This is a genomic window from Corticibacter populi (assembly GCF_004217315.1).
Classification (GTDB): Bacteria; Pseudomonadota; Gammaproteobacteria; order Burkholderiales; family Burkholderiaceae_C; genus Lampropedia; species Lampropedia populi.
Map to the genome: position 1 here is coordinate 266,801 of NZ_SGWR01000001.1, position 24,965 is coordinate 291,765.

Genomic DNA, 24,965 nt, shown 5'->3' on the forward strand with positions numbered 1-24,965 from the left:
CCACGGGAATCTCGGTAAGCAAAGTCTGTGCCTTGCGCCGTGCTGGAGTTCGTCGGATGGCTGCCTGAGCGCTTTCGCGCCCGCCATTGTGCGCCTGTCATGGCAGTCCTCACCCTTTGGTTGGGGCTTTTTTCTGCGAGCTCATCCTGCTCTCATTCATGGAAAAGCGCCCGCGCCTCGCCCAGGGTCTCGGCAATGCGGGTGATGTGCTTGGCCAGCCGCTCCAGCCAGCGCTGCGCAGTCAGTTGCTCCAGCGCCGCCGCCGGGGTGATGCGGTAGCTGGCGGCATCCTCGACCACCGTGCGGCGCGCGGCGGTCTGCTGCTCGTGCACCCATTCGCTGACCTGGCGCAATTCCTCCGTGACATCCTCGCGCAGCGGCAGGCTGTCATCGGCCAGCCACGCCGCGCTGCGCTCGAGCGGCGGCGCCAGCCGGGTCGCCAGATCCCACAGCGAAGACTGGGCGCGCAGCGCCTCGGCGTGGCCGATGGACTGCAGGTCGTCGCGCAGCACGCGGGTCTGGTCGAGCAGCAGCAACAGGTGTTTGAGACGCTGCTGGTCGCTGGCCGATTGCGGGACCGGCAGCCGGCTCAGGTAGTCATCCACCGCGGCCAGCAGCTTTTCCAGGCTCAGGCCACTCTTGCTGCTCGCCAGTGGCTGGCCCTGCAGGCGCTGCGCCAGCAGGTGGCAGGTGTCCGAGAGGCCCAGGCAGACGGTTTTCTCGGCAGCAGCGATGGCCAGTGCCGGCACCGATTGCAACGAGGCATCCAGGTAGCGCAGGCCGGGCGGGGCCGATTCGGGCACGAGCCGGCTGGCCAGGCGCGCCAGCAACTGGGCCTGCGGCAGAAAGACCAGGGCGCCCGTCACACTGAAGGCGGTGTGGAAGGCCGCCAGTGCCAGGGCCATGTCGATGCTGCCATGCCGCAGGCTCCACAGCCTGACCAGCTGGACCGCCAGTGGCAGCAGGATGAAGAATGCCAGCACCGCCGAGCCCAGGTTGAAGAGCAGATGGACCAGGGCGGTGCGTTTGGCGCTGGCGCTGCCGCCGGCGGCGGCCAGCAGCGCGGTGGCGGTGGTGCCGATGTTCTGGCCGATCACCAGTGCGGCGGCTTGGGCGAAATCGATCGTGCCGCTCGAGAGCGCCGCCAGCGTGGCTGCCAGCGCGGCGCTGGAAGCCTGCAGCAGCACCGTCATCACGATGCCGATGATCACCAGCACCAGCCGCGTGCTCCAGCCGGGACTGGAAAAGCGCGTCAGATCGACGTGCCCGGCCATGCCTGCCATGGCCTGCTGCAGGTATTCGATGCCGACGAAGATCAATCCGAAGCCCGCCAGCGCCAGGCCCGCCAGCGCCAGTTTGTCCCGGCCCAGCAGCTTCATGAGGGCGCCCAGGCCGATGATCGGCATGGCGACGCTGGCGATGGAGAACTTCATGCCCAGCAGCGCGACGATCCAGCCCGTGCTGGTGCTGCCGATGTTGGCGCCGATGATGACGCCGATGGAGTTCTGGAAGGTGAGCAACCCGGCGCTGACGAAGCCGATGGTGGCCATGGTGGTGGCCGTCGATGACTGAACGGCCGCGGTGGCACCCATGCCCACCAGCATGGCCTGGAAGGGTTGGCCGGTAAAACGCGCCAGCGCCGTGCGCAGCGACTCGCCAGCCATGGCCTTGAGGCTGTCGGACATCAGCACCATGCCCAGCAGGAAAAGGCCGATACCGCCGGCCAGCGTGCTCAGGGTCGCGAGCATGGCCCCTCCGCGCAGCCGCTCAGGCGCCCGCCGTTGCCTTCAAGGCCTGGACGATCAGGTCCTTGACCTGTTGCACGTCGGCAGGCAGCACCTGCACGCGCTTGGGCAGGCTCTCGATGCCCTCGAACTGCGGCGGTCGTTGCGGCTCGTGGCCCAGCGCCTCGGTGATGGTGGCGCTGAACTTCACCGCCAGGGCGGTCTCCAGCACGATCATTGGCACGGCATCGCCCCGCTGGTGGTACTGGCGCGCCACCTTCACGCCATCGGCGGTGTGGGTGTCGACCTCCTGGCCGAACTGCTGCCAGACGGCGCGGATGGTCGCCAGGCGGTCGGCGTGATGGCTGGTGCCGCTGACGAAGCCGAAGGTCTCGCGTTGGCGCAGGAAGCGCGGATCGGCGCTGAGGTCGAAGAAGCCCTGGCGGGGCAGGGTCTCGGCGAACAAGGTCCTGAGCTCGGCGGCATCGCGGCCGAGCAGGTCGAACACGAAGCGCTCGAAGTTGCTGGCCTTGGAGATGTCCATCGAAGGGCTGGAGGTCTCCAGCGTGTCGGCTGCCGGGCGCGGGCGGTAGATGCCGGTGCGGAAGAACTCGTCGAGCACGTCGTTTTCGTTGGTGGCCACCACCAGCTGCGCGATCGGCAGGCCCATCTGCCGCGCCACATGGCCGGCGCAGATGTTGCCGAAATTGCCGCTGGGCACGGTGAAGGAGACGGTCTGGTCGTCCTGCCCGGTGACCTGGAAGTAGCCGGCGAAGTAGTACACCACCTGGGCCAGCAGGCGCGCCCAGTTGATCGAGTTGACGGTACCAATGTGGTAGTGCTGCTTGAATGCCAGATCATTGCTGACGGCCTTGACGATGTCCTGGCAGTCGTCGAACACGCCATCGATGGCGATGTTGTGGATGTTCTCGTCCTGCAGGCTGAACATCTGCGCCTGCTGGAACGGGCTCATGCGGCCGTGCGGGCTGAGCATGAAGACGCGCACGCCCCGTTTGCCGCGCATGGCGTACTCGGCGGCGCTGCCGGTGTCGCCCGAGGTGGCGCCAAGGATGTTCAGCTCGGCCTGGCGGCGATCCAGTTCGTACTCGAACAGGTTGCCCAACAGTTGCATGGCCATGTCCTTGAAGGCCAGCGTCGGGCCGTTCGAGAGGCCTTCGAGCCACAGGCCATCCTCCAGCTCGCGCACAGGCGTGATGGCTTCGGTGCCGAACACGGCCTTGGTGTATGTCTTGTGCGCAATGGCGCGCAGTGCATCGGCCGGGATGTCGTCGATGTAGAGCGAGAGAATCGCAAAGGCCAGTTCGGCATAGCCTTGCTCGCGGTAGATGCGGCGCAGCTCGGGCAGACGGTCTGTGATCTGCGGATAGTGCTCGGGCAGGTACAGGCCGCCATCGGGCGCGAGGCCTTCGAGCAGGATGTCACAGAAGCGCTTGCGGGCGGGCTCGCCGCGGGTGGAGAGGTAGTGCATGACCGATGGTTCGGAAGAATGGTGCAGAAGTGGTGACGGGGCCGGGCGGGGTGGTGAATGCGGGGCGGTCGATATGGCAATGATGCAATGATAGTCAACGCCTCGGGCTACCGGCTCGATCGCTGGATGGGTTCACGGGCTTTCGCCGCCGTGAAAGACATGCAGGTAGACCAGCGCCGTCACGAACAGTACGACGGCAATGGCTGCCAGATAGACCTGGAGTATCTTCTTGCGCTGCGGCAGATAGCTGTGTTCGTCGATGAAGAAGGCGCTGAATACCTGGCTGCTGACACGCAGGTCGGGGCGAAAGGTCTGGATGCCGCGGATGAAATGCCCGAGAAGCTCGAGGCGATTGGTCGTGATCTGAAAGTCCAGGCCGAATTCCACCACACGGAATTCGGGCCGACCCCCGTCCTTCGACGGCAGGCAGACGGTCAACAGCGTCGGGCCGCGGTGAATCGTCTGGGTCCGCACATCGTGAAAGCCCTCGTATGTGCGCACCAGATCCTGGTACAGCAGCGCTTCGGTATCCCCATTGGAATACTGGTAGTGGATGCCGCTGGCATCGACCACGATGCCGCAGCACCTGCGGGCCAGTGCCTGCCTCATTGGCTGGACGATGGTCACTGCGGCCCACATCACGAACATGGTGGCCCCGATCAGCACCAGTTGCTCCCAAGCCGCCCCTCCTTGGCGCTCGAAAAGGAACGCAACGCCTGCGGCGAGTCCGGCCACCAGCGCGAGCGCCGCCAGCGCCCAAAATACGGCCTGCAGCCGCCGCGCCAGCCGCGGACAGGCGCTGGTTGCCGCCATGCTCGGAAAACCAGCGGACGCCAAGGCGGGCCTGTTGCCAGCCTGTCGTTGCTGGACCGGGCGCATGCGTTTGCTGCTCAGTTCAGCTCTTCCTTGCGGATGCGCACGATGGGCGCCAGCACCGATGGCAGTTGCTGGATCTGCTCCAGCGCGGCATTGAGCGTGCCCTCGCGGCTGTCGTGCGTGAGGATGATCAGGTCGGTCTGCGGCAGGGCGGCATTGGCCTCGGATTCCTGGTTGAACTCGCTGACTTCGTCGGCCTCGCGCTGCAGCAGCGCATCGACGCTGATGCCGGCATCGGCCAGGATGCTGGTGATGCGGGCGAGCACACCGGCCTCGTCGAGCACGCGCGCGCGCAGGTAGTAGCTGGTGGTGATCTCGCTCATCGGCAGCACTGGCAGGTCGGTGCTGGCGGCGCTGAGGGTGCTGCTCTGGAAGGCCAGCGCCGGCACCTGGTGCGTGACGTCGGCGCCTTGCAGGCGGGCGATGTCTACCAGGTCGGCAATCACCGCACTGGCAGTCGGCTCGGCGCCGGCACCCTGGCCATAGTAGAGCGTGGTGCCCACGGCATCGCCATGCACCACCACGGCATTCATGGCGCCCTCGACACTGGCGATCAGCCGCTTGGTGGGCACCAGGCTCGGGTGCACGCGCAACTCGATGCCGCGCTCGGTGCGCTTGGCGATGCCCAGCAGCTTGATGCGGTAGCCGAGTTGCTCGGCATAGCGGATGTCGGGGCGGTGCAATTGGGTGATGCCTTCGATGTAGGCCTTGTCGAACTGCACCGGAATGCCGAAGGCGATTGCGCTCATCAGCGTGATCTTGTGCGCGGCGTCCACGCCCTCGATGTCGAAGGTCGGATCGGCCTCGGCATAGCCGAGCTGCTGGGCCTCCTTGAGCACGGTGGCGAAGTCCAGCCCCTTGTCGCGCATCTCGGAGAGGATGAAGTTGGTGGTGCCGTTGATGATGCCGGCAACCCAGTTGATGCGGTTGGCCGCAAGCCCCTCCCGCAGTGCCTTGATGATGGGGATGCCACCAGCGACGGCGGCCTCGTAAGCCACGATCACGCCCTTGCGTGCGGCGGCGGCGAAGATTTCGGTCCCATGCACGGCCAGCAGCGCCTTGTTGGCGGTGACGACATGCTTGCCCGCCTCGATGGCGCCGAGCACCAGTGTTTTGGCAATGCCATAGCCGCCGATCAGCTCGATCACCACATCCACGTCCGGGCGTGCAATGACCTGCCGGGCATCGCTGACGACTTCGACGTCTTCGCCGACGATGGCGCGCGCGCGCTCGGTGTCGAGATCGGCCACCACGGTGATGCGGATGTCACGGCCGGCGCGGCGGCCGATCTCGGCCTGGTTGCGCTTGAGTACGTTGAAGGTGCCGGCACCAACGGTGCCAATGCCCAGAAGTCCCACTCGGATGCTTGTCATGTTTGTCGTCGGTTCGGGTTGGGAAATTGCGAAGGCCTGTGCGGCCGTGTACGGTTTGCAGCGCTGATGCGGGGCTTTCAGGCTGCCGAGGATGCCGAGACCACCAGTGTCGGGCGGGTGCGTTCGCGCACGGTCTTGAGAAAGCGCGCAATGCGCTCGATGGCTTCGCGCAGGTCCGGCTCATGCGGCAGGAACACGATGCGGAAGTGGTCGGGCCTGGGCCAGTTGAAGCCCGTGCCCTGTACCAGCATCACGCGGGTTTCCTTGAGCAGCTCGAGGAAGAATTCGCGGTCGTCGTGGATCGGGTAGACGTCCAGGTCGAGTTTGGGGAACATGTAGAGCGTTGCCTGGGGCTTCACGCAGGAGACGCCCGGAATGGCCGTGATCAGCTCATAGGCCAGGTCGCGCTGGCGGCGCAGCCGGCCGCCCTCGCAGGTCAGTTCGTTGATGCTCTGGTAGCCGCCCAGCGCGGTCTGGATGGCCCACTGGCCCGGCACGTTCGAGCACAGTTTCATGTTGGCCAGCATGTCCAGGCCCTCGATGTAGTCGCGTGCCGACTTCTTGTCGCCCGAGACGACCATCCAGCCGGCGCGGTAGCCGCAGGATCGGTAGCTCTTGGAGAGCGAGTTGAAGGTCAGCGTCAGCACGTCGGTCGAGAGGCTGGCCAGGGCGGTGTGCGTGTTGCCGTCGTAGAGCACCTTGTCGTAGACCTCGTCGGCGAGGATCACCAGGCCGTGCTGACGCGCGATCTCGACGATGCCCAGCAAGATCTCGAGCGGATAGATGACGCCGGTGGGGTTGTTCGGGTTGATGACCACGATGCCCTTGGTCCGCGGCGTGATCTTGCGGCGGATGTCATCGAGGTCGGGCGCCCAGTTGTTGCTCTCGTCGCACAGGTAGTGCACCGGCGTGCCGCCCGATAGATTGGTCACCGCCGTCCACAGCGGGTAGTCGGGCGCGGGAAGCAGCAGCTCGTCGCCATCGTCGAGCAGCGCGTTGGTGGCCATGGCAATCAGTTCGCTCGCGCCATTGCCGAGATAGATGTCGTCGAGCGTGACGCCGACGATGCCCTGTTTCTGCGTCTCGTGCATCACCGCCTTGCGCGCGGCGAAGATGCCCTTGCTGTCGGAATAGCCGGCCGAGGTCGGCAGGTTGCGGATCATGTCCTGCTGGATTTCCTCGGGGGCGTCGAATCCGAAGGGAGCCAGATTGCCGATGTTGAGCTTGATGATCTTCTGGCCGTCTTCTTCCATGCGGCGCGCCTCATCCACGATCGGTCCACGTATGTCGTAGAGGACGTGTGCCAGCTTGGCGGATTTCTGGATGGGCTTCATGGTGAAAACTGAAGGAAACGGAAAACCTATAATTTGACCACAGTTGCCGCGATGGTGGCGGGAAACCGCCGCCGCGTGCATCATGGGCCATGGCCGCGCTGGCTGGCCCGTCCGGGAACAGGCGGTGGCGGCCATTCCGCCATCGCCCCGCCCATCATGCCGCCATGCGGCCCGCCTTATGAAACTCTACGCCGATCAGCCCGAAACCACCTCCATCATCGCCTATGGCGAGGGCTGGCTGCAGCTGCCCCAGCAGCGCTTCGAGCAAAGCCTGATCCTGGGGGCCGACGGTCGCCAGGAGCCGTGGCCGTGTGATTCCTTCGAGACGTTGACGGCCGAACTGCTTGCGGACCTGGCTGCCAGCTGTGCCGATGCACAAGTCGTGCTGCTGGGCAGCGGGCGCCGCAACCGCTTTCCGCCGCCGGCCTGGCTGCGGCCCTTTGCGCAGCGCCAGCTTGGCCTGGAGACGATGGATACCGCGGCGGCCTGCCGCACCTTCAACGTGCTGGCCGGGGAGGGGCGCAAAGTGGTGGCGGCCCTGATTCTGGAGCGCTGACGCGGGGCTGGATCGAGCCGGCCGCGGCCGCCGGAAGCTGGCATGGACGCATGGTACGGACGCGCAGCAAAAAGGGCTGATGCAGGGATCAGCCCTCTACATGAGGCATATCAGGTACAATCGGTGGTTGCGCCGGACCTGTATTTGATTCGTCAAGGAAGTGTAGCGCGTGTTGCCAGCAGCGCGTATCTTTATTTCCAGTCTCTTCGCTGTCAAGCGGAATTTTGACAAATTGCGCCGGGTTCGACATTTTTCCAACGACACATTTGATTGAGAGATAGCATTAACATGGCGATCGTTGTTAACAAGCCCCTTCCCGAATTTGAAGCCAGCGCAACCGGCGGCGTGAACGTCACCAACACTTCCCACGCCGGGCAGATCCTGATTCTGTACTTCTACCCCAAGGACAACACCCCCGGCTGCACCACCGAGGCCCTGCAGTTCCGCGACAAGTACAAGCAGTTCGCCAAGCTCGGCGCGGTGATCTTCGGTGTCTCGCGCGACAACATGAAGTCGCACGACGGGTTCAAGGAAAAGCTGGATCTGCCGTTCGAGCTGATCGCCGACACCGAGGAAAAGATGTGCCACATGTTCGGTGTGGTCAAGAACAAGATCATGTACGGCAAGAAGGTCAAGGGCATCGAGCGCAGCACTTTCCTGATCGCGCCGGATGGCACGTTGGCGCAGGAGTGGCGCGGCCTCAAGGTGCCGGGCCATGTCGATGACGTGCTCAAGGCCGTCAAGGCACTCAAGGCCGAGACCGAGAAGCAGGTCGCCTGAGCACGGCACAGGCGGCCTGCGCCTGGCGCAGACAAGGGCAGCGGCACGAAGCAGTCGTGCCGCTGCCCTTGCGTACAATGCGCGCCATGTGCCAGCCTGCGGCGGCGCGTTGTGGTGCCACTGCCGCAGCCCATCTTCCATTCACTACAGCAACAGAAAACCATGTCTCTAGACAAAGTCTCTCCTGGCAGCAAGGTGCCGGAAACCTTCAACGTCGTCATCGAAATCCCGCAGAACGCCGATCCCATCAAATACGAGGTGGACAAGGAGAGCGGCGCGCTGTTCGTCGACCGTTTCATCAGCACACCGATGTTCTATCCGGCCAACTACGGCTACGTGCCGCAGACGCTGTCGGGCGACGGCGATCCGGTGGATGTGCTGGTACTGACACCGTATCCGCTGCTGCCGGGCGTGGTGGTGCCTTGCCGTGCGCTGGGCATCCTGCGCATGGAAGACGAGTCGGGCGTGGACGGCAAGGTGCTGGCCGTGCCGACCGCCAAGATCCTGCCCGCCTATGCGCACCTGCAAAGCCTCGACGACGTGTCCGAAAGCACGCGCAATGCCATCGTGCACTTCTTCGAGCACTACAAGGACCTGGAAAAGGGCAAGTGGGTCAAGGTGCTGGGTTGGGGCGGTCTGGATGAGGCCCACAAGGAAATCACCGACGGCATTGCCAACGTCAAGAAGTAAGGTCGGGGCTCGGCGACTCTGCCGGCCCGCCCGTATTCACGCCGCCATCGCGGCAGCGCAAAAAACCACCGGATTCCGGTGGTTTTTTGTTGGTAGCCATGGGTGCTGGGTGTCGGGCAGTGGGCGACAGATGGCTTGGGCTGTTCCACTCAGCCGGCCGCATGCAGCGGCTGCCGGCTGATGACGATGCCGTCCTCATCGGCATACAGCCAGTCGCCGGGCACCACCGGCACGCCCTGGATCAGTACCGGTACATCGGTCTGACCGGGGGTGGTGCGGTTGGTGGGCAGGGGGATCAGCCCCAGCGCGCGGATGCCGACACTGGCGGCCTGCAGTTCCGCCAGGTCGCGCACGCAGCCATCCACCACCAGACCGGCCCAGCCGTTGCGTTCGGCGGCGGCGGCCAGGTTGCCGCCGACCAGTGCGCGGCGCAGCGAAGCGCCGCCATCGACCACCAGCACGGCGCCATGGCCGGGAGACTCGACGGCGGCCTTGACGGGTGAATTGTCCTCATGGCACTTGACGGTGCGCACCGGCCCGTAAAAGCGCGACCGGCCACCATAGCTGTGGAACACCGGCGGCAGCACGCGAAACTCCTGTTGCGGAGGCGCGCTCTTGTGCTCGTCGCAGAAGTCGCAGGTGCTGAAGGCGATGGGGGAAGGGTTCACGGCATTCTCCTTTCTGACATGGGGTGGACACGGGTGGCGCGAACACGAGAATATGCGGACGGGGATGCGCCGATGCCTCCAATGATAGGCGGAGAAGGCGGTGGCCGTTGGGGAAGGGATTGCGCAAGGGAGGAGAGGGCTGCGCGGCCCGAGAGGCATGAAGGCCTGAGGAATAAGGTGTCTGCTTCGATCCGCCGAACCGTCAGCCTGAACCGGAGGGTCAGGTGGGTAAGGTCAGCCCGGCATTGGGTTCATCTGACGCGAGACGATCACGCTTGCCTGGCAATGTTCCAAACCCGGGCTCAATGAGCATTGGTTCAAGGAAATATAAAGTCCGGCGGGGAAGCAGACGGCCCCATTGTAAAACGACTACCGCCGCTTGGGCGGCGCATGTCATGGATTCGTCGCATCAGGCTGCAGCGCGTGATCGATTTTGGCGATCAGGCCCTCCAGCGTCTGCTGCAGTTCGGGGGAAGGCGCCTGCGGGTTGGCACTGGTACCGGTGCCGGTGGGGTCGCCGGCAAAGGCAATGCCGGTCGCGGGGTTTTGCACCTGCGCCTGCAGGTCCGCCAGCTCGTCGCGCAGGTCGTCGAGTTCGAACGCCAGATTCAGCGCGGCCAGCACCGCAATGCGCTCGCGCGCGCGCACCTTGCCCGCGTCATGGATGCGGGTCATGGCCTCGTCGACACGGCGCACCGCCTGCAGCAGGCGCTGTTCCTGACCGTCCTTGCAGGCCAGCAGGTAGCTTTGCTGCAGGATCTTGACTTCGACCTGGTTCATGACGGGTTGGCCTCCGTGGGGGTCGCATCGCCCGCCTGGGGCGAACTGGGGGGCAGGTGTTCGAGCAGGGCATCCACGCGTGCCCGCGCCGAGCGCAGCCGCTGCACCAGCGCATCGCGTTCGGCGGCCAGTGCCTCGGCCTGCTGCTGCAACTGGCGCTGGCTGTCCTCGGCCTGGGCAAGGCGTTCGAGCAGCCGGTCGATCTGCTGAGCCAGACGCTCGGTGGTGGAGGTGGCGTGTTCCTGTTCCATAAGCGAGCGATTGTAGTCCTTGGCCACCTCCGGGCATGTGAAGGCAGGTCTTTTGTGTTGCGACATTTTGCGCGCTGCCCGTGCGTGGTCCAGGCCCCTACAATCCCAGAGCTTCTGATGCATCAACCACACCCCATGCACACTTTCCTCTGGCACGACTACGAGACTTTCGGCGCCGACCCGCGCCGTGACCGGCCCGCGCAGTTCGCGGCTGTTCGCACCGATGCCGAACTGCGCGAAGTGGGCGAGCCGCTGGAGTGGTTCTGCAAGCCCCCGCTGGACTACCTGCCCGACCCGCAGTCGTGCCTGATCACCGGCATCACGCCGCAGCAGGCCTTCGAGCGGGGTCTGCCAGAGCATGCCTTTGCCGATGCCATTGCAGCCGAATTCTCGCAGCCGGGCACGGTGGGCGTGGGCTACAACACGATTCGCTTCGATGACGAGTTCACCCGGTTCCTGTTCTGGCGCAACCTGATCGACCCCTACGCGCGCGAGTGGCAAGGCGGCAATGGCCGCTGGGACATCCTGGACGTGGTGCGCATGACCTACGCGCTGCGCCCGGAGGGCATCGAATGGCCTGTCAACGGCGAAGGCCGGGTGAGCTTTCGCCTCGAACACCTCAGCGCCGCTAACGGCCTGGCACATGAGGCGGCGCACGATGCCGTCTCGGACGTGCGTGCCACCATCGCGCTGGCGCGCCTGCTGCGCGAGAAGCAGCCGCGCCTGTTCGACTTTGCACTGCAACTGCGCGACAAACGCACTGTGGCGCGCGAGCTGGGCCTGCCGGTGCAGCCCGGCCAGGCCCGCCCCTTCGTGCACGTCTCGGGTATGTTCCCGGTGGAGCAGGGCTGTCTGGCGGTGATGTGGCCACTCGCCAGCCACCCTGGCAACCGCAACGAAATCATTGCCTGGAACCTGGCCTTCGACCCGGCCGAACTGCTCGACCTGGACGCGGCGACGCTGCGCCAGCGCCTCTTCACCCGCCAGGCCGAGCTGCCGCCGGGCGTGCAGCGCCTCCCGGTCAAAAGCATTCACCTCAACAAGTCGCCCATGGTGGCGGGCAATCTGAAGGTGCTCACGCCGGCGGTGGTGGCGCGCTGGAACATCGACATGGAGCAACTGGCGCGGCATGCAGAGATTGCGCGTGCGCTGCCTGACATGAGCGGCATCTGGGCGGCCGTGTACGAGCGGCCGGGCCGAGCCGATGCCGACCCGGCCGACCCCGAGCAGGACCTGTACGGCGGTTTCGTCGGCGATGAGGACCGCCGCCGGTTGTACCGTCTCAAAGCGCTGAGCCCCGAGGAGTTGGCGCTGAACCAGCCCGGCTTCGACGACCCGCGCCTCGATACGCTGCTGTTCCGCTACCGCGCCCGCAATTACCCGGATACCCTCTCGCCCGACGAGCAGCAGCGCTGGGAGGCGCATCGGCGGGCCGTGCTCATCGACGGCGAGGGCGGCGCCCGCACTGCCTCGCAGCTGATGGCCGAGGTGGATGCGCTTTCCGACGATGCGAACGAGGCCGAGCAGGAGATTCTCGGCACCATCTACGACTGGGCCGAAGCCATCGCGCCCGAGGCCTGACGGCCCGGTTGCGCAAGCCTTGGCGTGGCGATGGCTTTCTTGCAGGCTCGCGATTCGTGGAACAATCCATCCATGCAAATCGACTTCACCAAGATGCAGGGCGCCGGCAACGATTTTGTCGTGCTCGATGAAACCCGCCAGGGCCTGGGCCTGACCGAGGCGCACTACCGGATGCTGGCTGATCGCCACTTCGGCGTGGGGGCCGACCAGATCCTCACCGTGCGCAGCGTGCCGGTGGCGCAACAGGGGCAGGCGGATTTCGAATACATCATCCACAACGCCGACGGCGGCGAGGTCGAGCAGTGCGGCAACGGTGCGCGCTGCTTTGCCCGCTATGTGTTCGACAAGGGGCTGAGTACGCAGCCGTGCATCCGCGTGCTGACCAAAGCGGGCATCATCGAGCCGGCGCTGCAGCCCGATGGGCGCGTGACGGTCAAGATGGGGCGGCCGCGCTGGCAACCCGAACAGATCCCGTTCGATCCCGCAGGTTTGGCCAGCGAGCAGGTCGGTGGCCTGACGCGCTGGTTGCTGCCGCCGGGCGGAGAGGAGGGGGACGGAAGGGGAGCGGCCTTCGAGCCGGTGTGGATCGGCGTGGTATCGATGGGCAACCCGCATGCGGTGCAGCTCGTTGCCTCGGCCGAGGCAGCGCCCGTGGCGCAGACGGGGCCGCTGATCGAGCGCAACCACCACTTCCCGCAGCGCGTCAATGCCGGCTACATGGAGGTGGTGGATCGCCACACCATCCGCCTGCGCGTCTACGAGCGCGGTGCTGGCGAGACGCTGGCCTGCGGCACCGGCGCCTGCGCGGCGGTGGTGTGCGGCATTCGCCAGGGCCTGCTCGATGCGCGCGTCGACGTGCACACGCATGGCGGGCTGCTGACCATAGAATGGGCCGGCGGCGACATGGATGAGGTGCTGATGACCGGCCCCGCCGTGACCGTATTCGAAGGACGCATCAATCTACCGGACTTGCCATGACGACCAAACCCCAACAGGCTGGCCTGACGAGCGAAGAGGACATCGCCAGCTACCTCATCAGCACCCCCGAATTCTTCGATCGTTTTGCCGAAGTGCTGAGCAGCATCCAGCTGCCCAGCCCGCACGGCGGGCGCGCCGTCAGCCTGCAGGAACGCCAGGTGGCCATACTGCGGGAGAAGATCAAGGGCCTGGAGGCGACCATCGTCGAGATGATGGGCTATGGCACCGAGAATGCCCAGATCATCCAGAAGGCGCACGACTGGACAGCCGCAATGCTCAAGGAGCGCAACGCGGCCGCCTTGCCCGGCGTGCTGGCCATGCAACTGCAAAAGCTCTTCGACGTGCCGCAGGTCTATCTGCGGCTGTGGGAGCTCGAGGCGAGCTATGCCGGTCTGCCGGAAGTGCAGCTGGCCCACCCCGACAACCAGCCCCACATCGCCACGCTGGAAAAACCCTACTGCGGCCCGCGCGGCAGCGTCGAGGGCCTGCAAAAGCTCGCCGGAGCCGAAGCCGATCTGTCCGCAGTGCAATCCATCGCCATCCTACCGTTGCGCGCCGGCCGCCATCCGGCGGCCCGGCTGACCTTCGGCTATTTGCTGCTGACCTCGCCCGACATGCACCGCTTTTCGCCCGCCATGGGCGTAGAACTGCTGGTGCGCCTGGCCGATCTGGCCAGTGCCGCCATGCAGCGCCTGCTGCCGCTGGCCACGCTCGAACGGCTGGAGCAGCAGGCCCAGGCCGCCGAGAAGGCTGAACAGGCCGAACAGGCAGAGCAGAACGCACGGGCAGAGCCGGCTGACCCTGCCGGCAAGACCGTGCCTGCTGCCGCCCAGGCCCCGGAAAGTCGCGACTGAGGCAGACCGAAGGAGCCCGCCCGATGGCTCGCAGTGCCACGTCCCATGCCCCGGCAGACGCCGGGGCGGTGCCGCGCGAGGTCGTGCTGGCCCCGGTGCTGCAACAGTATCTGGAGCATGTGCGGGTGGAGCGCCGTCTGGCGGCGCGCACCGTCGCCTTGTACACCGAGGACCTGCGCAAGCTTCAGGACGCTGCCGATGCGGAGCACACCGAGGTGCTGGCGCTGCAGCCCTTTCACATCCGCCGGCAGGTCGCGGCGATGCACAGCAAGGGTCGCAGCGGGCGCGGCATTGCGCTGATCCTCAGTGGCTGGCGCGGCTTCTTCCGCTGGGCCGTGCGCCAGGGACTGCTGGCGGCCAACCCGGTGCAGGACGTGCGCGCGCCGAAGGTCGGACGTCCACTGCCCAAGGCCTTGAGTGCCGACGACGCTGTGCAACTGGCGGCATTCCGGCAAAGCGCGGAGACCCTTGCGGCAACGCCGGTGCATGGCAGCGATGATGCCGCCGAGGCACGTTGGTTGGAACTGCGCGATGCAGCCATCACGGAACTGCTCTACAGCAGCGGCCTGCGTGTGGCCGAACTGGTGGGGCTGGATGTCATTGGCAGCGATGCGGCGGCGCAGGGTGGGCGCGGCTGGATCGACTGGCAAGACCATGAGGCGCAGGTGATCGGCAAGGGCGGCAAGCGCCGCAGCGTGCCGATCGGCGGCCCGGCGCTCGATGCGTTATTGGCCTGGCGCGCGGTGCGCGAGACACACCTCCCGCACCTTCCGATCCAGCCGCAGGGTGGTGCCATGGAGCCGGCGCTGTTCATCAACCGGCGCGGCCAGCGCCTGACGGCGCAAAGCGTGTGGCTGCGGCTGCGCCGGCGCAGCCAGCAGGCTGGCCTCGCAAGCACCGTGCATCCGCACATGCTGCGCCATTCCTTTGCCAGCCACGTGCTGCAGTCGAGTGGCGACCTGCGCGCGGTGCAGGAACTGCTTGGCCATGCCAACATCGCCACCACGCAGGTCTATACGCGGCTGGACTTCCAACACCTGGCCAAGATCTATGATGCGGCCCACCCGCGCGCGCACCTGGAGCGTGCGCGGAAGCCCGGTGACGAAAACCCGGTGGATAAGAAGAATGAGAAAAAAGGCGGGTCTGGCGACGAGCCGCGCGGCTCGGACTGAGCCCATCCAGCGCATGGGTTGGGCCCGGGCCTCTGGTAAGAGGCATTTGTATCAGTCCGGACCTCTATGCCTCTTCCGGCGAGGCGTCCGGCTGGCCCTGGCTGGCTTGCGGGGTCGAGGGAAAGCGCGCCGAGGCATAGCGCACCACCAGCACCGCCACTGCCAGCAGCAGGATGGCCGCCGAGATGTAGATGGCGCCCATGTCCGGGCGGTGGTGGTGCGAGACGTCCGAGATCAGAAAGCGTGTCAGCGCCGTGATGCCCACGTAGATCAGGAAGCGCACCGGCATGTGGTTGGTCTTGAAGTAGATGCCCACCATCGCGCCCAGCTCCAGGTAGATGAACAGCAGCAGAATGTCATCGACCGTGATGTCGCCCTTGTGCAGCATGTCCCAGCAGGTCAGCGCGCCGGCCCAGGCGGTGATGGCGCCGATGGCGAAGAGGCCGATGTAGTGGAAGGCTTCGACGAACAGATTGCCGAGCACATTGGCGTTCTCATGCAGCCGCTCGCGCAGCTTTTCCAGCGATTGCGTGTTCATAGGTTTGCAGGCCCTCACTTTGCTTTGTGATGCGCGCAATGGCAGCCGGAGGCGATGCCGGGATCGGGGTTTCGCATCGACTGCCGCGCGAAGGTCGTTATGGTAGGGCATCCTCGGCGCCTGTTGCCGTTTTGCGGGGCTGCGAGCACCATTGATCGCGCTGGCAACGCGGATCCGTGGCCGGGTTATGCTGCGCGCCAGCGCCTTGGGGCGGCGTGCAAAGTACAAATGGAAGGGATGGGTTGAGCGCAATGCTGGATTTTTTGCCGCTGCGGCGGCGCGCAGCCTTGATGGCTGCGGGGCTCGGTCTTTGGTCATGGCGCGGCGCGGACGCCTCGCCCCTCAAGCGCGACGAGCATGTGCTGCCGATTCCCGGACTCCTGTGCATGGACGCGAGCGGCGCCGCGCAGGCGGACATTGCCGTCTGGGTCTACGAGGACGAACGCCGGCCGGGTGCACGGTCGCTGTTTGCGCGCTACCTGGGTATTGATCTGGATGGCTTGAACGGGCCGCAGCGGGCGCTGTTCGAGACCCGCGCCCGCCTGTTCCTGAAGGATTCGGAGCGTGGCAAGCGTTTGACGGTGGTGATCGACGGTGCGGGTTCCGTGGCGCTGAACCCGACCGATCCGGCCGGCCGCAGCACCACCCGGGTGACGCTGCCCGGCACGGTCTGGCAGGGCGGTGCCGAACCGCTGCGCTACGCCGTCGTACGGCCCACGGCGCCATCGCCGGCCGATGCGGCGACGCACCGGCATGGGCAAGGCCAACTGTGGCCGGTGGCCGAAACGGGCCTGAGCATCGTCAGCGACATCGACGACACCATCAAGGTCTCGGAAGTCGGCAATACCCGGCAGTTGCTGCGCAACACCTTTCTGGAGGCGTTTCAGGCGGTGCCGGGAATGGCCGCATGGTATCGGCAGATGTGCAGTGCCGCACAGCAGGCTGTCGAACCAGTTGGAGCCTCCGCGGCCAGCGTGTGCTGCCACTACCTGTCCTCCAGTCCGCTGCAGTTGCTGCCAGTGCTCCAGCGCTTCATCGAGGAGGCGGGATTCCCGCCCGGGCCGCTACATTTGCGCGAGGCCACCGCATGGCGCAGCCTGCTGCCTGGCAGTGCCGATTCGGAGAGCCTCAAGCTGGGCCGGTTGCGGCAGTGGCTCGATGACTTTCCGGCGCGCCGCTTTGTGCTGATCGGCGACTCGGGAGAGGCCGACCCGGAAATCTATGCCTGCATCGCCAGGCAGTATCCAGGGCAGGTTGCCGCCATTTTCATCCGCGACGTCACTGGCGAGGATGCTGCCGCACCGCGCTACGCGCAGGTGTTCGAGGGTGTGCCCAGAAGCCGTTGGCACATCATCCGCGACGGGCATGACGGGCTTGCCATCACCGAGGCAGGCGGGCTGGTCACGGGGCTTGCACCGTGAAGCTGATGCGCTGCCGCTGCCAGTTGTCTGGTTTCAATGCGCGGCGGCCTCGGTGGTCCCGGAGGCATCAGCATCGGCCACACGTTGCTTGAGCAGGCGCAGCGACTCGGCTGTCCAGTCCGGAGGCGAAGACGTGCCTGAAATACCTGAGGCCGAGGACAAGGCGGCTGACGTAGCCAGTGGCGTGGTCAGACTGGCCCAGGCATCCGCATAGTGTTCGAAGGCATAGACATGGCCGTAGCCCTTGGGCGGCTCCACGGCCACCATCAGGTCGAAGGCCAGTTGGAGGAAACTGACCACCGGGATCCAGCGCATGTCGGGGGAGACGTCCGGGCCCAGTGGCGTCTGCATCCAGGCCGGGCGGCGCCACAGCGACTGCGGATCGAAGAAGGTCACCGCATCGCTGGCGTACTGCAGGAACACCACGCGGTACGCGCCCCAGGGTGTGGGCGCTTCGTCCAGCGTGTTCTTTTGCGCGGTGAAGCGCACCACCGAGCCATCGCCGAAGGTTGGCAGCCAGGCCGGCGAGCCGGGGTTGCGCGCCGCGGTGACCGAGCGCCAGGTCGGCGTGTTGAAGGGCGGGCCGGACCACAGCGCACCCTGGTACGGATCGCTGATGACCTGGTAGAGGTCGTGACTCTGGTCCGAGTTGAAGGCCCCCAGGCTGAGGCCGTGCAGGTACAGGCGCGGGCGCTGCGTGCGCGGCAGGCTGCGCCAATGGTCGTAGATCGTCGTGAAGACGGCCTGCGCGGTCTCGACCCCGTATTCCGGCACGCTGAGCATGGCCAGCCAGCTCAGCAGGTACGAGTACTGCACCGAGACGCTGGCCACATCGCCGTGCAACACGTATTCGAGGGCCTTCTGGCTCTCGGGGTCGACCCAGCCCGAGCCGGTCGGTGTGACGATCACCAGGTTGGCGCGCTCGAAGGCGCCGATGCGCTGCAACTCCCGCAGCGCCAGCTCGGCACGGGCTTGTGGCGTCTCGGCCGAATTCAGGCCCACGTAGACGCGCAGCGGCTCCAGCGCGACCAGGCCGGTGGCCTCACCGATCTGTGCGGCCGTCGGGGGGGCGGCAATGGCCCGCCGGCCCTCGCGCCCCAGCGTCTGCCAGCCGATCAGCGACTGGGGGCTGCCGGTTTTGTTCCAGGCCTGGGGGGCGGGTACATCGTCCTCGATCACTTCATCGAGCGCAGCGTAGATCTCGTCGGCCGACTGCAGCAGCTTCTGTGCCAGAAAGCCGTTGCCCACCAACCAGAACAGCGTGGCGGTGAGCAGCAGGGCCAGCAGTGCGGCGCTGGGGCTGGCCATCACCCGTCCGAGCGGCCGCGCCAACTGCCGGCGAATCCAGCCGAACAGGCGTGCCAGTGCCAGCAGCACCGCAAAGGTCGCCAGCGTCAGCGCGGCGATGGTCCAGGGGCCGGCGCTGTCGATGACGGGCATCTCCATCAGCGCGCGCAGCCGGTTCTGCCAGGCCGTGGCCCAGCGCAGCATGAGTACCACGGCTGCCGCGCAGGCCACCAGGCCCAGAAGCAGTGCAAGGCGATGGGCGCGTGGCGGCAGCGCGGGCAGCTCCAGGGCACGCCAGGCCCGCATCAGCAGCACGCCGAGCCCATAGCCGCAGGCGAGGCAGAAGCCGCCGAGCAAACCCTGAATCCAGGGCGCGCGTGGCACCAGCGAGGGCGTCAGCGAGGCGGCGAACAGCAGCGTGCCGAGCACCAGCCCGGTGCCGCACAACGAGAATATCGAAACAGGACGGGCTGGCATGGCGGCGTGGCGTTGCAAAGGTGGCGGGTGTCCGCAGCCGGGCGGCCGGGTTCAGTGAAAGCGCGTGGCGCGGTAGGGAGCAAGGTCGATGGGGGCCTGCCGGGCCAGCACCTGGCTGGTGATGATCTGCGCCGTCATCGGTGCCTGTGTGAGGCCCAGATGCCCATGGCCGAACGCATACAGCACCCGTGGCGAGCGGCTGGAGCGGCCAATCACCGGCAGGGAGTCGGGCAGGCAAGGGCGGTTGCCCATCCAATCGCTGTGCTGCGTGAGGGCCGAGGCGCGCAGGCCCGGGAAGATCTGCTGGCTGTGACGCACCAGCGCGTCAATGCGGCGCTGCGTGGGCGGTGCATCCAGGCTGGCAAACTCCACCGTGCCGGCCACGCGCAGGCCCATCTCCATCGGCACCGCGAAGCATTTGGCTTCTGCCGCCACCACCGGACGCTGCAGCGTCACGCCCGAATCTGGAAACACCACGTGGTAGCCGCGCTGCGTTTGCAGCGGGATGTGGTCACCCATCTGCTGCGCCAGGCGGTGCGACCAGGCGCCGGCGGCAATGACCACCTGCTGCGCCGACCAAGGGCCCTGCGTGGTCTCCAGCAGCAGGCCGGCCCCGGGCTGCTCCGACAGCTGTGTCACCGCGGCTTGCAGCAGCGTGCCGCCGGCGGCCACGAAGCGCTGGCGCACGGTGTGCAGCAGCCGCTGCGGGTTGACGACCATGCCTTCGCCCGGCACGAAGACCGCACGGGTGAATTGGGCCCCGACGGCGGGCTCCAGGTCGTGCAAGGCCGCACCGTCCAGTTCATGGATCTCGATGCCGCGTGCCCGGCGCAATGCCCAGCCGGCGGCGTCCCCGTCCCGCGCGGCCTGGCTGGTGTAGACCTGCAGCTGGCCGGTGAAGCGCAGCAGATCGTCAGCCTGCAGCTGCTGCGCCAGCGCACGGTAGAGATCGGTGGCCTGCTGGTTGATTGCGGCCAGCGCCAGCGAGGCCTGTTCCACCTGGCGGACATTGGAGGCCGCCAGAAACCGCAGCAGCCAGGGCGCTGCCCGCAGCGCATACGCGGGCTGGATGCTCAGCGGGCCATCGCGGTCGAGCAGCATGCCGGGCACCTTCTTCCACATGCCGGGCATGCCCAGCGGCGCGACCGACGCCGAGCTGATGCTGCCGGCGTTGCCGGTGGAGCAGCACAGCGCGTCCGGATCGCGCTCGATCAGGGTGACTTCCAGCCCCTGCTGGCGCAGTTGCAGGGCGCACAGGGAGCCGATGATGCCTGCACCGATGACGATGCAGTGGGAATGCTGGGTTGGCATGTTCGTGTTCGATTTCAAGGAGTGTGGAGCGGCAGCCCCGATGATAGAGCCGCCGGAGCGCCATTCGGCCGGTTCGGCTGGCAGCCAAGCTGTGCTGCTGCATACCCATTCCGAAACGGAATGATCTGCCACGCAACTATCGTTTGCCATGCGCAGGGGCCGCTTCTAGCATCGGCGTATTTTGTTCGGGATGCGCTGAAATCCATCGCATTCCCTCCAGGACACTCTTCCAGGGTGTCCTCCCTCCCCCCAGGGGCGTGGCATCGGCTGCCATTCCTGCGGGTTTCCAGTGAGCCCATCATGACTTCATCCCCTCAGTCCCCATCCCCCCAAAGTGCCGGTCGCGTGCTGGTCCAGGCGCTTGCGTTGCATGGCGTCGACCGCGTTTTCTGCGTGCCCGGCGAGAGCTACCTGGAGGTGCTCGATGCCTTGTACGACGAGAAGGGCATCGACGTCGTCGTCACCAAGCATGAAGGCGCGGCGGCCAACATGGCCGAAGCGGACGGCAAGCTCACCGGCAGGCCCGGCATCTGCATGGTGACGCGCGGCCCGGGCGCCACCCACGCCAGCATCGGCGTGCATGTGGCCCAGCAGGATTCGACGCCGATGCTGCTCTTCATCGGCCAGATCGCCCGCGACATGAAGGGGCGCGACGTGTTCCAGGAGATGGATTATCAGCAGGTCTTCGGCTCCATCGCCAAGCTGGTGATCGAGGTCGACGATGCCGATCGCATGGCCGAGTTGGTCGCGCGCGCCTTCCATGTGGCGGTGTCGGGGCGGCCTGGTCCGGTCGTCATCGCGCTGCCCGAGGACATGCTGGAAGACCCCACCGGCACACCGGCCTGCCAGGCCACGGCCGTGGCGCCTGTGCAGGTGGGCACCGCTACGGCGCAGCGCATCGCCGCGCTGCTGCAGCAGGCTCGCAGGCCCCTGGTGGTGGCCGGTGGCGGCGGCTGGGATGCCGTCTCGTGCCAGGCGCTGCAGGTGTTCGTGGAGTCATGGGGGCTGCCGGTGGCGTGTGCGTTCCGCCGCCAGGACGTGTTCGACAACGAACACACCCATTACGTGGGGCACCTGAGCCTGGGCATGAGCGGCTCGGTGCGGGAGATGGTGCAGCAGGCGGATGTGATTCTCGCCATCGGCACGCGCCTGGGGGACATCACCACCGGCGAGTATGCCTTGCTGCAGGTACCCCGGCCGGCCCAGACGCTGGTGCATTGCCACCCTTCGGCGGAGGAACTCGGGCGCGTGTACCAGGCAGACCTGGCGGTGGCGGCCCCGCCCCGTGCGCTGCTGGCCGCATTGAATGCGCTGGCCGCGCCAGACGCTCCGCGATGGAGCGACTGGCGCGCGCAGGGCCGCGCGGGTTTCGAGGCGTTCACGGGTCTGTCTTCGGCGCCTTTGGAGGCCGCCGGCGTGGACTTGCGTGAGGCCGTGCTGCACCTTTCCCGCGTTCTGCCAGAGGATGCGATCCTGACCAACGGCGCAGGCAATTACGCGGTCTGGCTGCACCGCTTCTACCGCTACCGCAGGCCGCGCACGGAGCTGGCGCCGACCTGCGGCGCGATGGGCTACGGATTGCCCGCTGCGGTGGCTGCGGCCTTGCGCCACAAGGGGCGGCCGGTCGTCTGCGTGGCCGGTGATGGCTGTTTCATGATGTACCCGCAGGAGCTGGCCACTGCCGCCGAGTTCGGGGCCTCATTCATCGTGCTGCTGGTCAACAACGGGATGTACGGCACCATCCGCATGCACCAGTCCAAACGCTATCCGGGGCGCGTCAGCGCCACCCGGCTGCAAGGCCCCGATTACTGCGCACTGGCGCGCTCGTTCGGCGCCCATGCCGAGCGCGTGACCGCCACCGCGGAGTTTGCGCCGGCGTTTGCCAGGGCCCAGGCCGCGGGCGGGCTGGCATTGCTGGAACTCGTCACCGATCCGCTGCAGATCACCCCGGATCTGCGCCTGCCGCAGGCCGACGCGTGAGCGTCAGGGCGGTGCCGCGCCGGTGACTGCTTCGCCGCGCGTGAACGCGGCGGCCTTGTCCTGCAGCCAGGAACGAAAGGCCGCCAGCGGCGGATAGTTGGCGCGGCGCGTGGGCCACACCAGGTAGTAGGCGCCGATGCTTTGCACCGGCGGGAGTCCGGGCACGGCGCTGACCAGTTCGCCTTGCTGCAGCTCGCGCGCGATCAGAAAGCTCGGCAGCAGGGCCACGCCGATGCCGGCCACGGCGGCCTGGGCGGCGGTGGCGAACTGGTCGAAATGCATGCCGGGCGCCTCCGGCGGCTCCATGCCCTGGGTACGAAACCAGGCTGGCCAGGCGCCGGATCTCGACGCCAGATGGATCAGCGACTGCCGGCTGAGACCCGGCACGCCGTCAATGGGGTTTTGTGCCAGAAACTCGGGGCTGCAGGCAGGCACCACCGTTTCGTTCATCAGGAACGTGCTCTCGCTGCCCGGCCAGTGCGACTCACCGAAATGGATGGCCGCGTCCTGCGGGTCGAGCTGGAAGTCGAATGCGGCCAGCCGGGTCGAGATGTTCAGCGTCGTGCCCGGATGGCGCTGGAAGAAATCCGGCAGGCGCGGCGCTAGCCAGCGCGTGCCGAAGGTCGGGAGGATGGCCAGGTTCAGCACACCTCCTTGCGGATTGGCCTTGCAGGCGAGGGTGGCGCTGGTGATGCGGGTGAGCGCCTCGCGCACTTCCTGCGCGTAGGTTTGCCCCACGCCGCTGAGGCGGACGGTCTGGCGTTCGCGGATGAAAAGCGCGATCCCCAGGAATTCCTCGAGCGCACGTATCTGCCGGCTGACGGCACTCTGGGTGAGGTGCAATTCCGAGGCCGCCGCCGTGAAGCTCAGCAGGCGGGCGACCGACTCGAAAGCGATCAGCAGCGATGTGGGGGGAAGATCTCTTCGCGCAAACATGGTCTCGGGTACTTGGGCCAACCAACGGGCCTGTCGACGGATGGAGGGCGGGCGTGGATGTCGACGAGTATGCGCCATGCCAGGACCGGCCAAGCCCGGACCCAGGCATGGTCAAGCCCTCAGCAACATGCGCGCCACCATCGTAGCGTGGACATCATGCGATTCTGCCGGCAACTCGGCCTGCACGCCGCGGGGAATACCCATGCCGTGTCGCCGGCGGGATACCGCCTGCCAGTCTCGCCGTTCACCAGGGAAGGGTTAACGCGGATGTATTCCATCCCGGAATGAATGCGCACGGATTTATCGTTTGTGGCCCGGGGAGGTGTCCCCCTACCATCTGCGCATCCCGTCACAGGCCGGCGTTTTCCACGGCGCGAGCCTGCATCCGGGCATTGAACGCCCGTCACCACTTCCATCACCACGACAGCCATGGCAGACACCGTTGCCCCCGCCCAGACCGTGCCGTTTGTTTCCACCGATGAAATCCGTACACGCTTCTCGCGCGCCATGTCGGACATGTACCGCAACGAAGTTCCCCAGTACGGCACGTTGCTTGAGTTGGTTGCTCAGGTGAATGAGGCCTGCCTGCAGGCCCGGCCCGAACTGCGGCAAGCGATGCAGGGCAGCGGCGAGCTCGAACGCCTCAATCTCGAACGCCATGGTGCCATCCGCGTGGGCACCGCACAGGAGCTGGCGACCCTGCGCCGGCTGTTCGCGGTCATGGGCATGGAACCCGTCGGCTATTACGACCTGTCGGTGGCCGGCGTGCCGGTGCATGCGACTGCCTTCAGGCCGGTCTCCGACGAGGCCCTGCACAGCAATCCGTTCCGCGTGTTCACCTCCTTGCTGCGGCTGGAGCTGATTGCGGATGCCCAGTTGCGCGAGCGGGCGCAGCAGATTCTCTCGCGGCGCAACATCTTCACCGCCCGGGCGCTGGAGCTGATCGCTGGTTTCGAGGCCGCGGGTGGTCTCAGCGAGCGCCAGGCCGACGAGTTCGTGCGGGAGGCACTTGAGACCTTCCGCTGGCACAGCGAAGCCACCGTGGATTTCGAGACCTACACCAGCCTGCAGAATGCCCACCGCCTGATCGCCGATGTGGTGTGCTTCAAGGGGCCGCACATCAACCACCTGACGCCGCGCACCCTGGACATCGACGCCATCCAGGCGGCCATGCCGCAGCGCGGCATCAACGCCAAGGATGTGGTGGAGGGGCCGCCGCGCCGCGAATGCCCGATTCTGCTGCGCCAGACCAGCTTCAAGGCCTTGCAGGAGCCGGTCCACTTCAGCGACCACGTCGGCTCGCACACCGCGCGCTTTGGCGAGATCGAGCAGCGCGGCGTGGCCTTGACCCGCAAGGGCCGCCAGTTGTACGACGAGCTCTTGTCGCGGGTGCGCAGCATGCAGGGCGCGGGCAGCTCCGCCCCGGACTACGGCCAGCGTCTGGCACAGACCTTTGGCGAATTCCCCGATAGCCACGAACGCATGCGTGAGGAGGGGCTGGCGTTCTATCGCTACCGCCTGACCGACGCTGGCCGAGCGCATGCGCGCGAGGCCTTGCAGGCGCTGGATGGAGATCCTGCCCATGGTCTCCACGCCCTGGTGAACCGCGGCTGGGCCACGGCCCAGCCCATCACTTATGAGGACTTCCTGCCTGTCAGCGCGGCCGGCATCTTCCAGTCGAACCTCGGCGGCCAGGAGCAGCGCCACTACCAGGCCCATGCGGCCAGGCAGACGTTCGAGCGCGACCTCGGGGCCGCCACGCACGACGAACTGGCACTCTACGAACAGGCGCAACAACGCTCTGTGGAGGGCATGGTCCAGGCGCTGCAAGCCCAAGTGAAGGCTCAAGTGAAGGCTCAAGAGAAGAAGCCCCAGACGACATAGGCAAGAACCGAGTCAAAGGCCTGAC

Annotated in this window: 22 protein-coding genes; 10 read left to right on the top strand and 12 right to left on the bottom strand. The window is 66.6% G+C overall.

The features are described 5' to 3' along the window. Window positions 1-152: 152 nt before the first annotated feature. The 5 genes from EV687_RS01155 to EV687_RS01175 form a co-directional block, all read right to left on the bottom strand. Window positions 153-1,748: a Na/Pi cotransporter family protein gene (locus EV687_RS01155; RefSeq protein WP_122226055.1), complete on the bottom strand. Its 1,596-nt coding sequence runs from the start codon at window positions 1,746-1,748 to the stop codon at window positions 153-155. A gap of 19 nt (window positions 1,749-1,767) precedes the next feature. Further along, window positions 1,768-3,213, bottom strand: coding sequence for a threonine synthase (thrC, locus tag EV687_RS01160; RefSeq protein ID WP_122226056.1), 1,446 nt, complete (start codon window positions 3,211-3,213; stop codon window positions 1,768-1,770). 132 nt (window positions 3,214-3,345) lie between these two features. Continuing rightward, complete coding sequence (locus EV687_RS01165; protein ID WP_122226057.1) at window positions 3,346-4,026, bottom strand: hypothetical protein; 681 nt, start codon at window positions 4,024-4,026, stop codon at window positions 3,346-3,348. 77 nt (window positions 4,027-4,103) lie between these two features. Next, window positions 4,104-5,462, bottom strand: a complete 1,359-nt coding sequence (locus EV687_RS01170; protein ID WP_122226058.1) for a homoserine dehydrogenase — start codon at window positions 5,460-5,462, stop codon at window positions 4,104-4,106. A 77-nt stretch (window positions 5,463-5,539) separates the two neighbouring features. Further along, entirely contained in the window at window positions 5,540-6,796 is a 1,257-nt protein-coding gene (locus EV687_RS01175) for a pyridoxal phosphate-dependent aminotransferase (protein ID WP_122226059.1), read from the bottom strand. 178 nt (window positions 6,797-6,974) lie between these two features. On the opposite strand from EV687_RS01175, the gene EV687_RS01180 reads away from it, so the two are divergent. The 3 genes from EV687_RS01180 to ppa all read left to right on the top strand — a co-directional run bounded on the left by EV687_RS01180 (window position 6,975) and on the right by ppa (window position 8,822). Next, on the top strand, window positions 6,975-7,352 hold the full coding sequence (locus EV687_RS01180) for an Mth938-like domain-containing protein (RefSeq protein WP_122226060.1): 378 nt from the start codon (window positions 6,975-6,977) through the stop codon (window positions 7,350-7,352). Window positions 7,353-7,640: 288 nt separating this feature from the next. Further along, window positions 7,641-8,132, top strand: coding sequence for a peroxiredoxin (locus EV687_RS01185; RefSeq protein ID WP_122226061.1), 492 nt, complete (start codon window positions 7,641-7,643; stop codon window positions 8,130-8,132). Between the two features lie 162 nt (window positions 8,133-8,294). Beyond that, window positions 8,295-8,822, top strand: a complete 528-nt coding sequence (gene ppa, locus EV687_RS01190; RefSeq protein ID WP_122227079.1) for an inorganic diphosphatase — start codon at window positions 8,295-8,297, stop codon at window positions 8,820-8,822. Window positions 8,823-8,971: 149 nt separating this feature from the next. On the opposite strand, the gene rraA is transcribed toward ppa, so the two are convergent. From rraA to EV687_RS01205, 3 genes are all read right to left on the bottom strand, one after another. Next, window positions 8,972-9,490, bottom strand: a complete 519-nt coding sequence (gene rraA / locus EV687_RS01195) for a ribonuclease E activity regulator RraA (RefSeq protein WP_242612404.1) — start codon at window positions 9,488-9,490, stop codon at window positions 8,972-8,974. 393 nt (window positions 9,491-9,883) lie between these two features. Further along, on the bottom strand, window positions 9,884-10,270 hold the full coding sequence (locus tag EV687_RS01200) for a cell division protein ZapA (RefSeq protein WP_122226063.1): 387 nt from the start codon (window positions 10,268-10,270) through the stop codon (window positions 9,884-9,886). Further along, window positions 10,267-10,521, bottom strand: a complete 255-nt coding sequence (locus EV687_RS01205; RefSeq protein WP_122226064.1) for a DUF904 domain-containing protein — start codon at window positions 10,519-10,521, stop codon at window positions 10,267-10,269. Before EV687_RS01205 ends, EV687_RS01200 begins: the two co-directional genes overlap by 4 nt. Window positions 10,522-10,656: 135 nt before the next feature. Between EV687_RS01205 and sbcB the strand changes: the two genes are divergently transcribed. The 4 genes from sbcB (at window position 10,657) to EV687_RS01225 (ending at window position 15,106) form a co-directional block, all read left to right on the top strand. Then, window positions 10,657-12,102 carry an exodeoxyribonuclease I gene (sbcB, locus tag EV687_RS01210; protein ID WP_122226065.1) on the top strand — a complete coding sequence of 482 codons (1,446 nt, stop codon included), beginning with the start codon at window positions 10,657-10,659 and terminating at the stop codon, window positions 12,100-12,102. Window positions 12,103-12,174: 72 nt separating this feature from the next. After that, window positions 12,175-13,080, top strand: a complete 906-nt coding sequence (gene dapF / locus EV687_RS01215; RefSeq protein ID WP_122226066.1) for a diaminopimelate epimerase — start codon at window positions 12,175-12,177, stop codon at window positions 13,078-13,080. Further along, window positions 13,077-13,934, top strand: a complete 858-nt coding sequence (locus tag EV687_RS01220; protein WP_122226067.1) for a DUF484 family protein — start codon at window positions 13,077-13,079, stop codon at window positions 13,932-13,934. Before dapF ends, EV687_RS01220 begins: the two co-directional genes overlap by 4 nt. Before the next feature lie 23 nt (window positions 13,935-13,957). After that, on the top strand, window positions 13,958-15,106 hold the full coding sequence (locus tag EV687_RS01225; RefSeq protein WP_122226068.1) for a tyrosine recombinase XerC: 1,149 nt from the start codon (window positions 13,958-13,960) through the stop codon (window positions 15,104-15,106). A 64-nt stretch (window positions 15,107-15,170) separates the two neighbouring features. Here EV687_RS01225 and EV687_RS01230 read toward each other — a convergent pair whose 3' ends face one another. Then, a complete protein-coding gene (locus EV687_RS01230) occupies window positions 15,171-15,644 on the bottom strand; it encodes a phosphate-starvation-inducible protein PsiE (protein ID WP_122226069.1) in 474 nt (157 codons plus the stop codon). A 251-nt stretch (window positions 15,645-15,895) separates the two neighbouring features. Here EV687_RS01230 and EV687_RS01235 point away from each other — a divergent pair, with 251 nt between their 5' ends. Continuing rightward, a complete protein-coding gene (locus tag EV687_RS01235) occupies window positions 15,896-17,065 on the top strand; it encodes a phosphatidate phosphatase App1 family protein (RefSeq protein ID WP_122226070.1) in 1,170 nt (389 codons plus the stop codon). 33 nt (window positions 17,066-17,098) lie between these two features. Here the strand turns inward: EV687_RS01235 and EV687_RS01240 are convergent, their stop codons facing one another. Further along, window positions 17,099-18,829: an alpha/beta hydrolase gene (locus tag EV687_RS01240; RefSeq protein WP_242612405.1), complete on the bottom strand. Its 1,731-nt coding sequence runs from the start codon at window positions 18,827-18,829 to the stop codon at window positions 17,099-17,101. Between the two features lie 51 nt (window positions 18,830-18,880). After that, window positions 18,881-20,140 (bottom strand): NAD(P)/FAD-dependent oxidoreductase, encoded by a 1,260-nt coding sequence (locus tag EV687_RS01245; RefSeq protein WP_162846513.1) that lies wholly within the window; start codon window positions 20,138-20,140, stop codon window positions 18,881-18,883. A 300-nt stretch (window positions 20,141-20,440) separates the two neighbouring features. Here EV687_RS01245 and EV687_RS01250 point away from each other — a divergent pair, with 300 nt between their 5' ends. Next, complete coding sequence (locus EV687_RS01250) at window positions 20,441-22,120, top strand: thiamine pyrophosphate-binding protein (protein WP_122226072.1); 1,680 nt, start codon at window positions 20,441-20,443, stop codon at window positions 22,118-22,120. A gap of 3 nt (window positions 22,121-22,123) precedes the next feature. On the opposite strand, the gene EV687_RS01255 is transcribed toward EV687_RS01250, so the two are convergent. Further along, entirely contained in the window at window positions 22,124-23,056 is a 933-nt protein-coding gene (locus EV687_RS01255) for a LysR family transcriptional regulator (RefSeq protein WP_122227083.1), read from the bottom strand. 429 nt (window positions 23,057-23,485) lie between these two features. Here EV687_RS01255 and hglS point away from each other — a divergent pair, with 429 nt between their 5' ends. Further along, the gene (hglS, locus tag EV687_RS01260; RefSeq protein WP_122226073.1) at window positions 23,486-24,940 is read left to right on the top strand and encodes a 2-oxoadipate dioxygenase/decarboxylase HglS; all 1,455 of its coding nucleotides are present in this window, start codon (window positions 23,486-23,488) and stop codon (window positions 24,938-24,940) included. Window positions 24,941-24,965 lie beyond the last annotated feature (25 nt).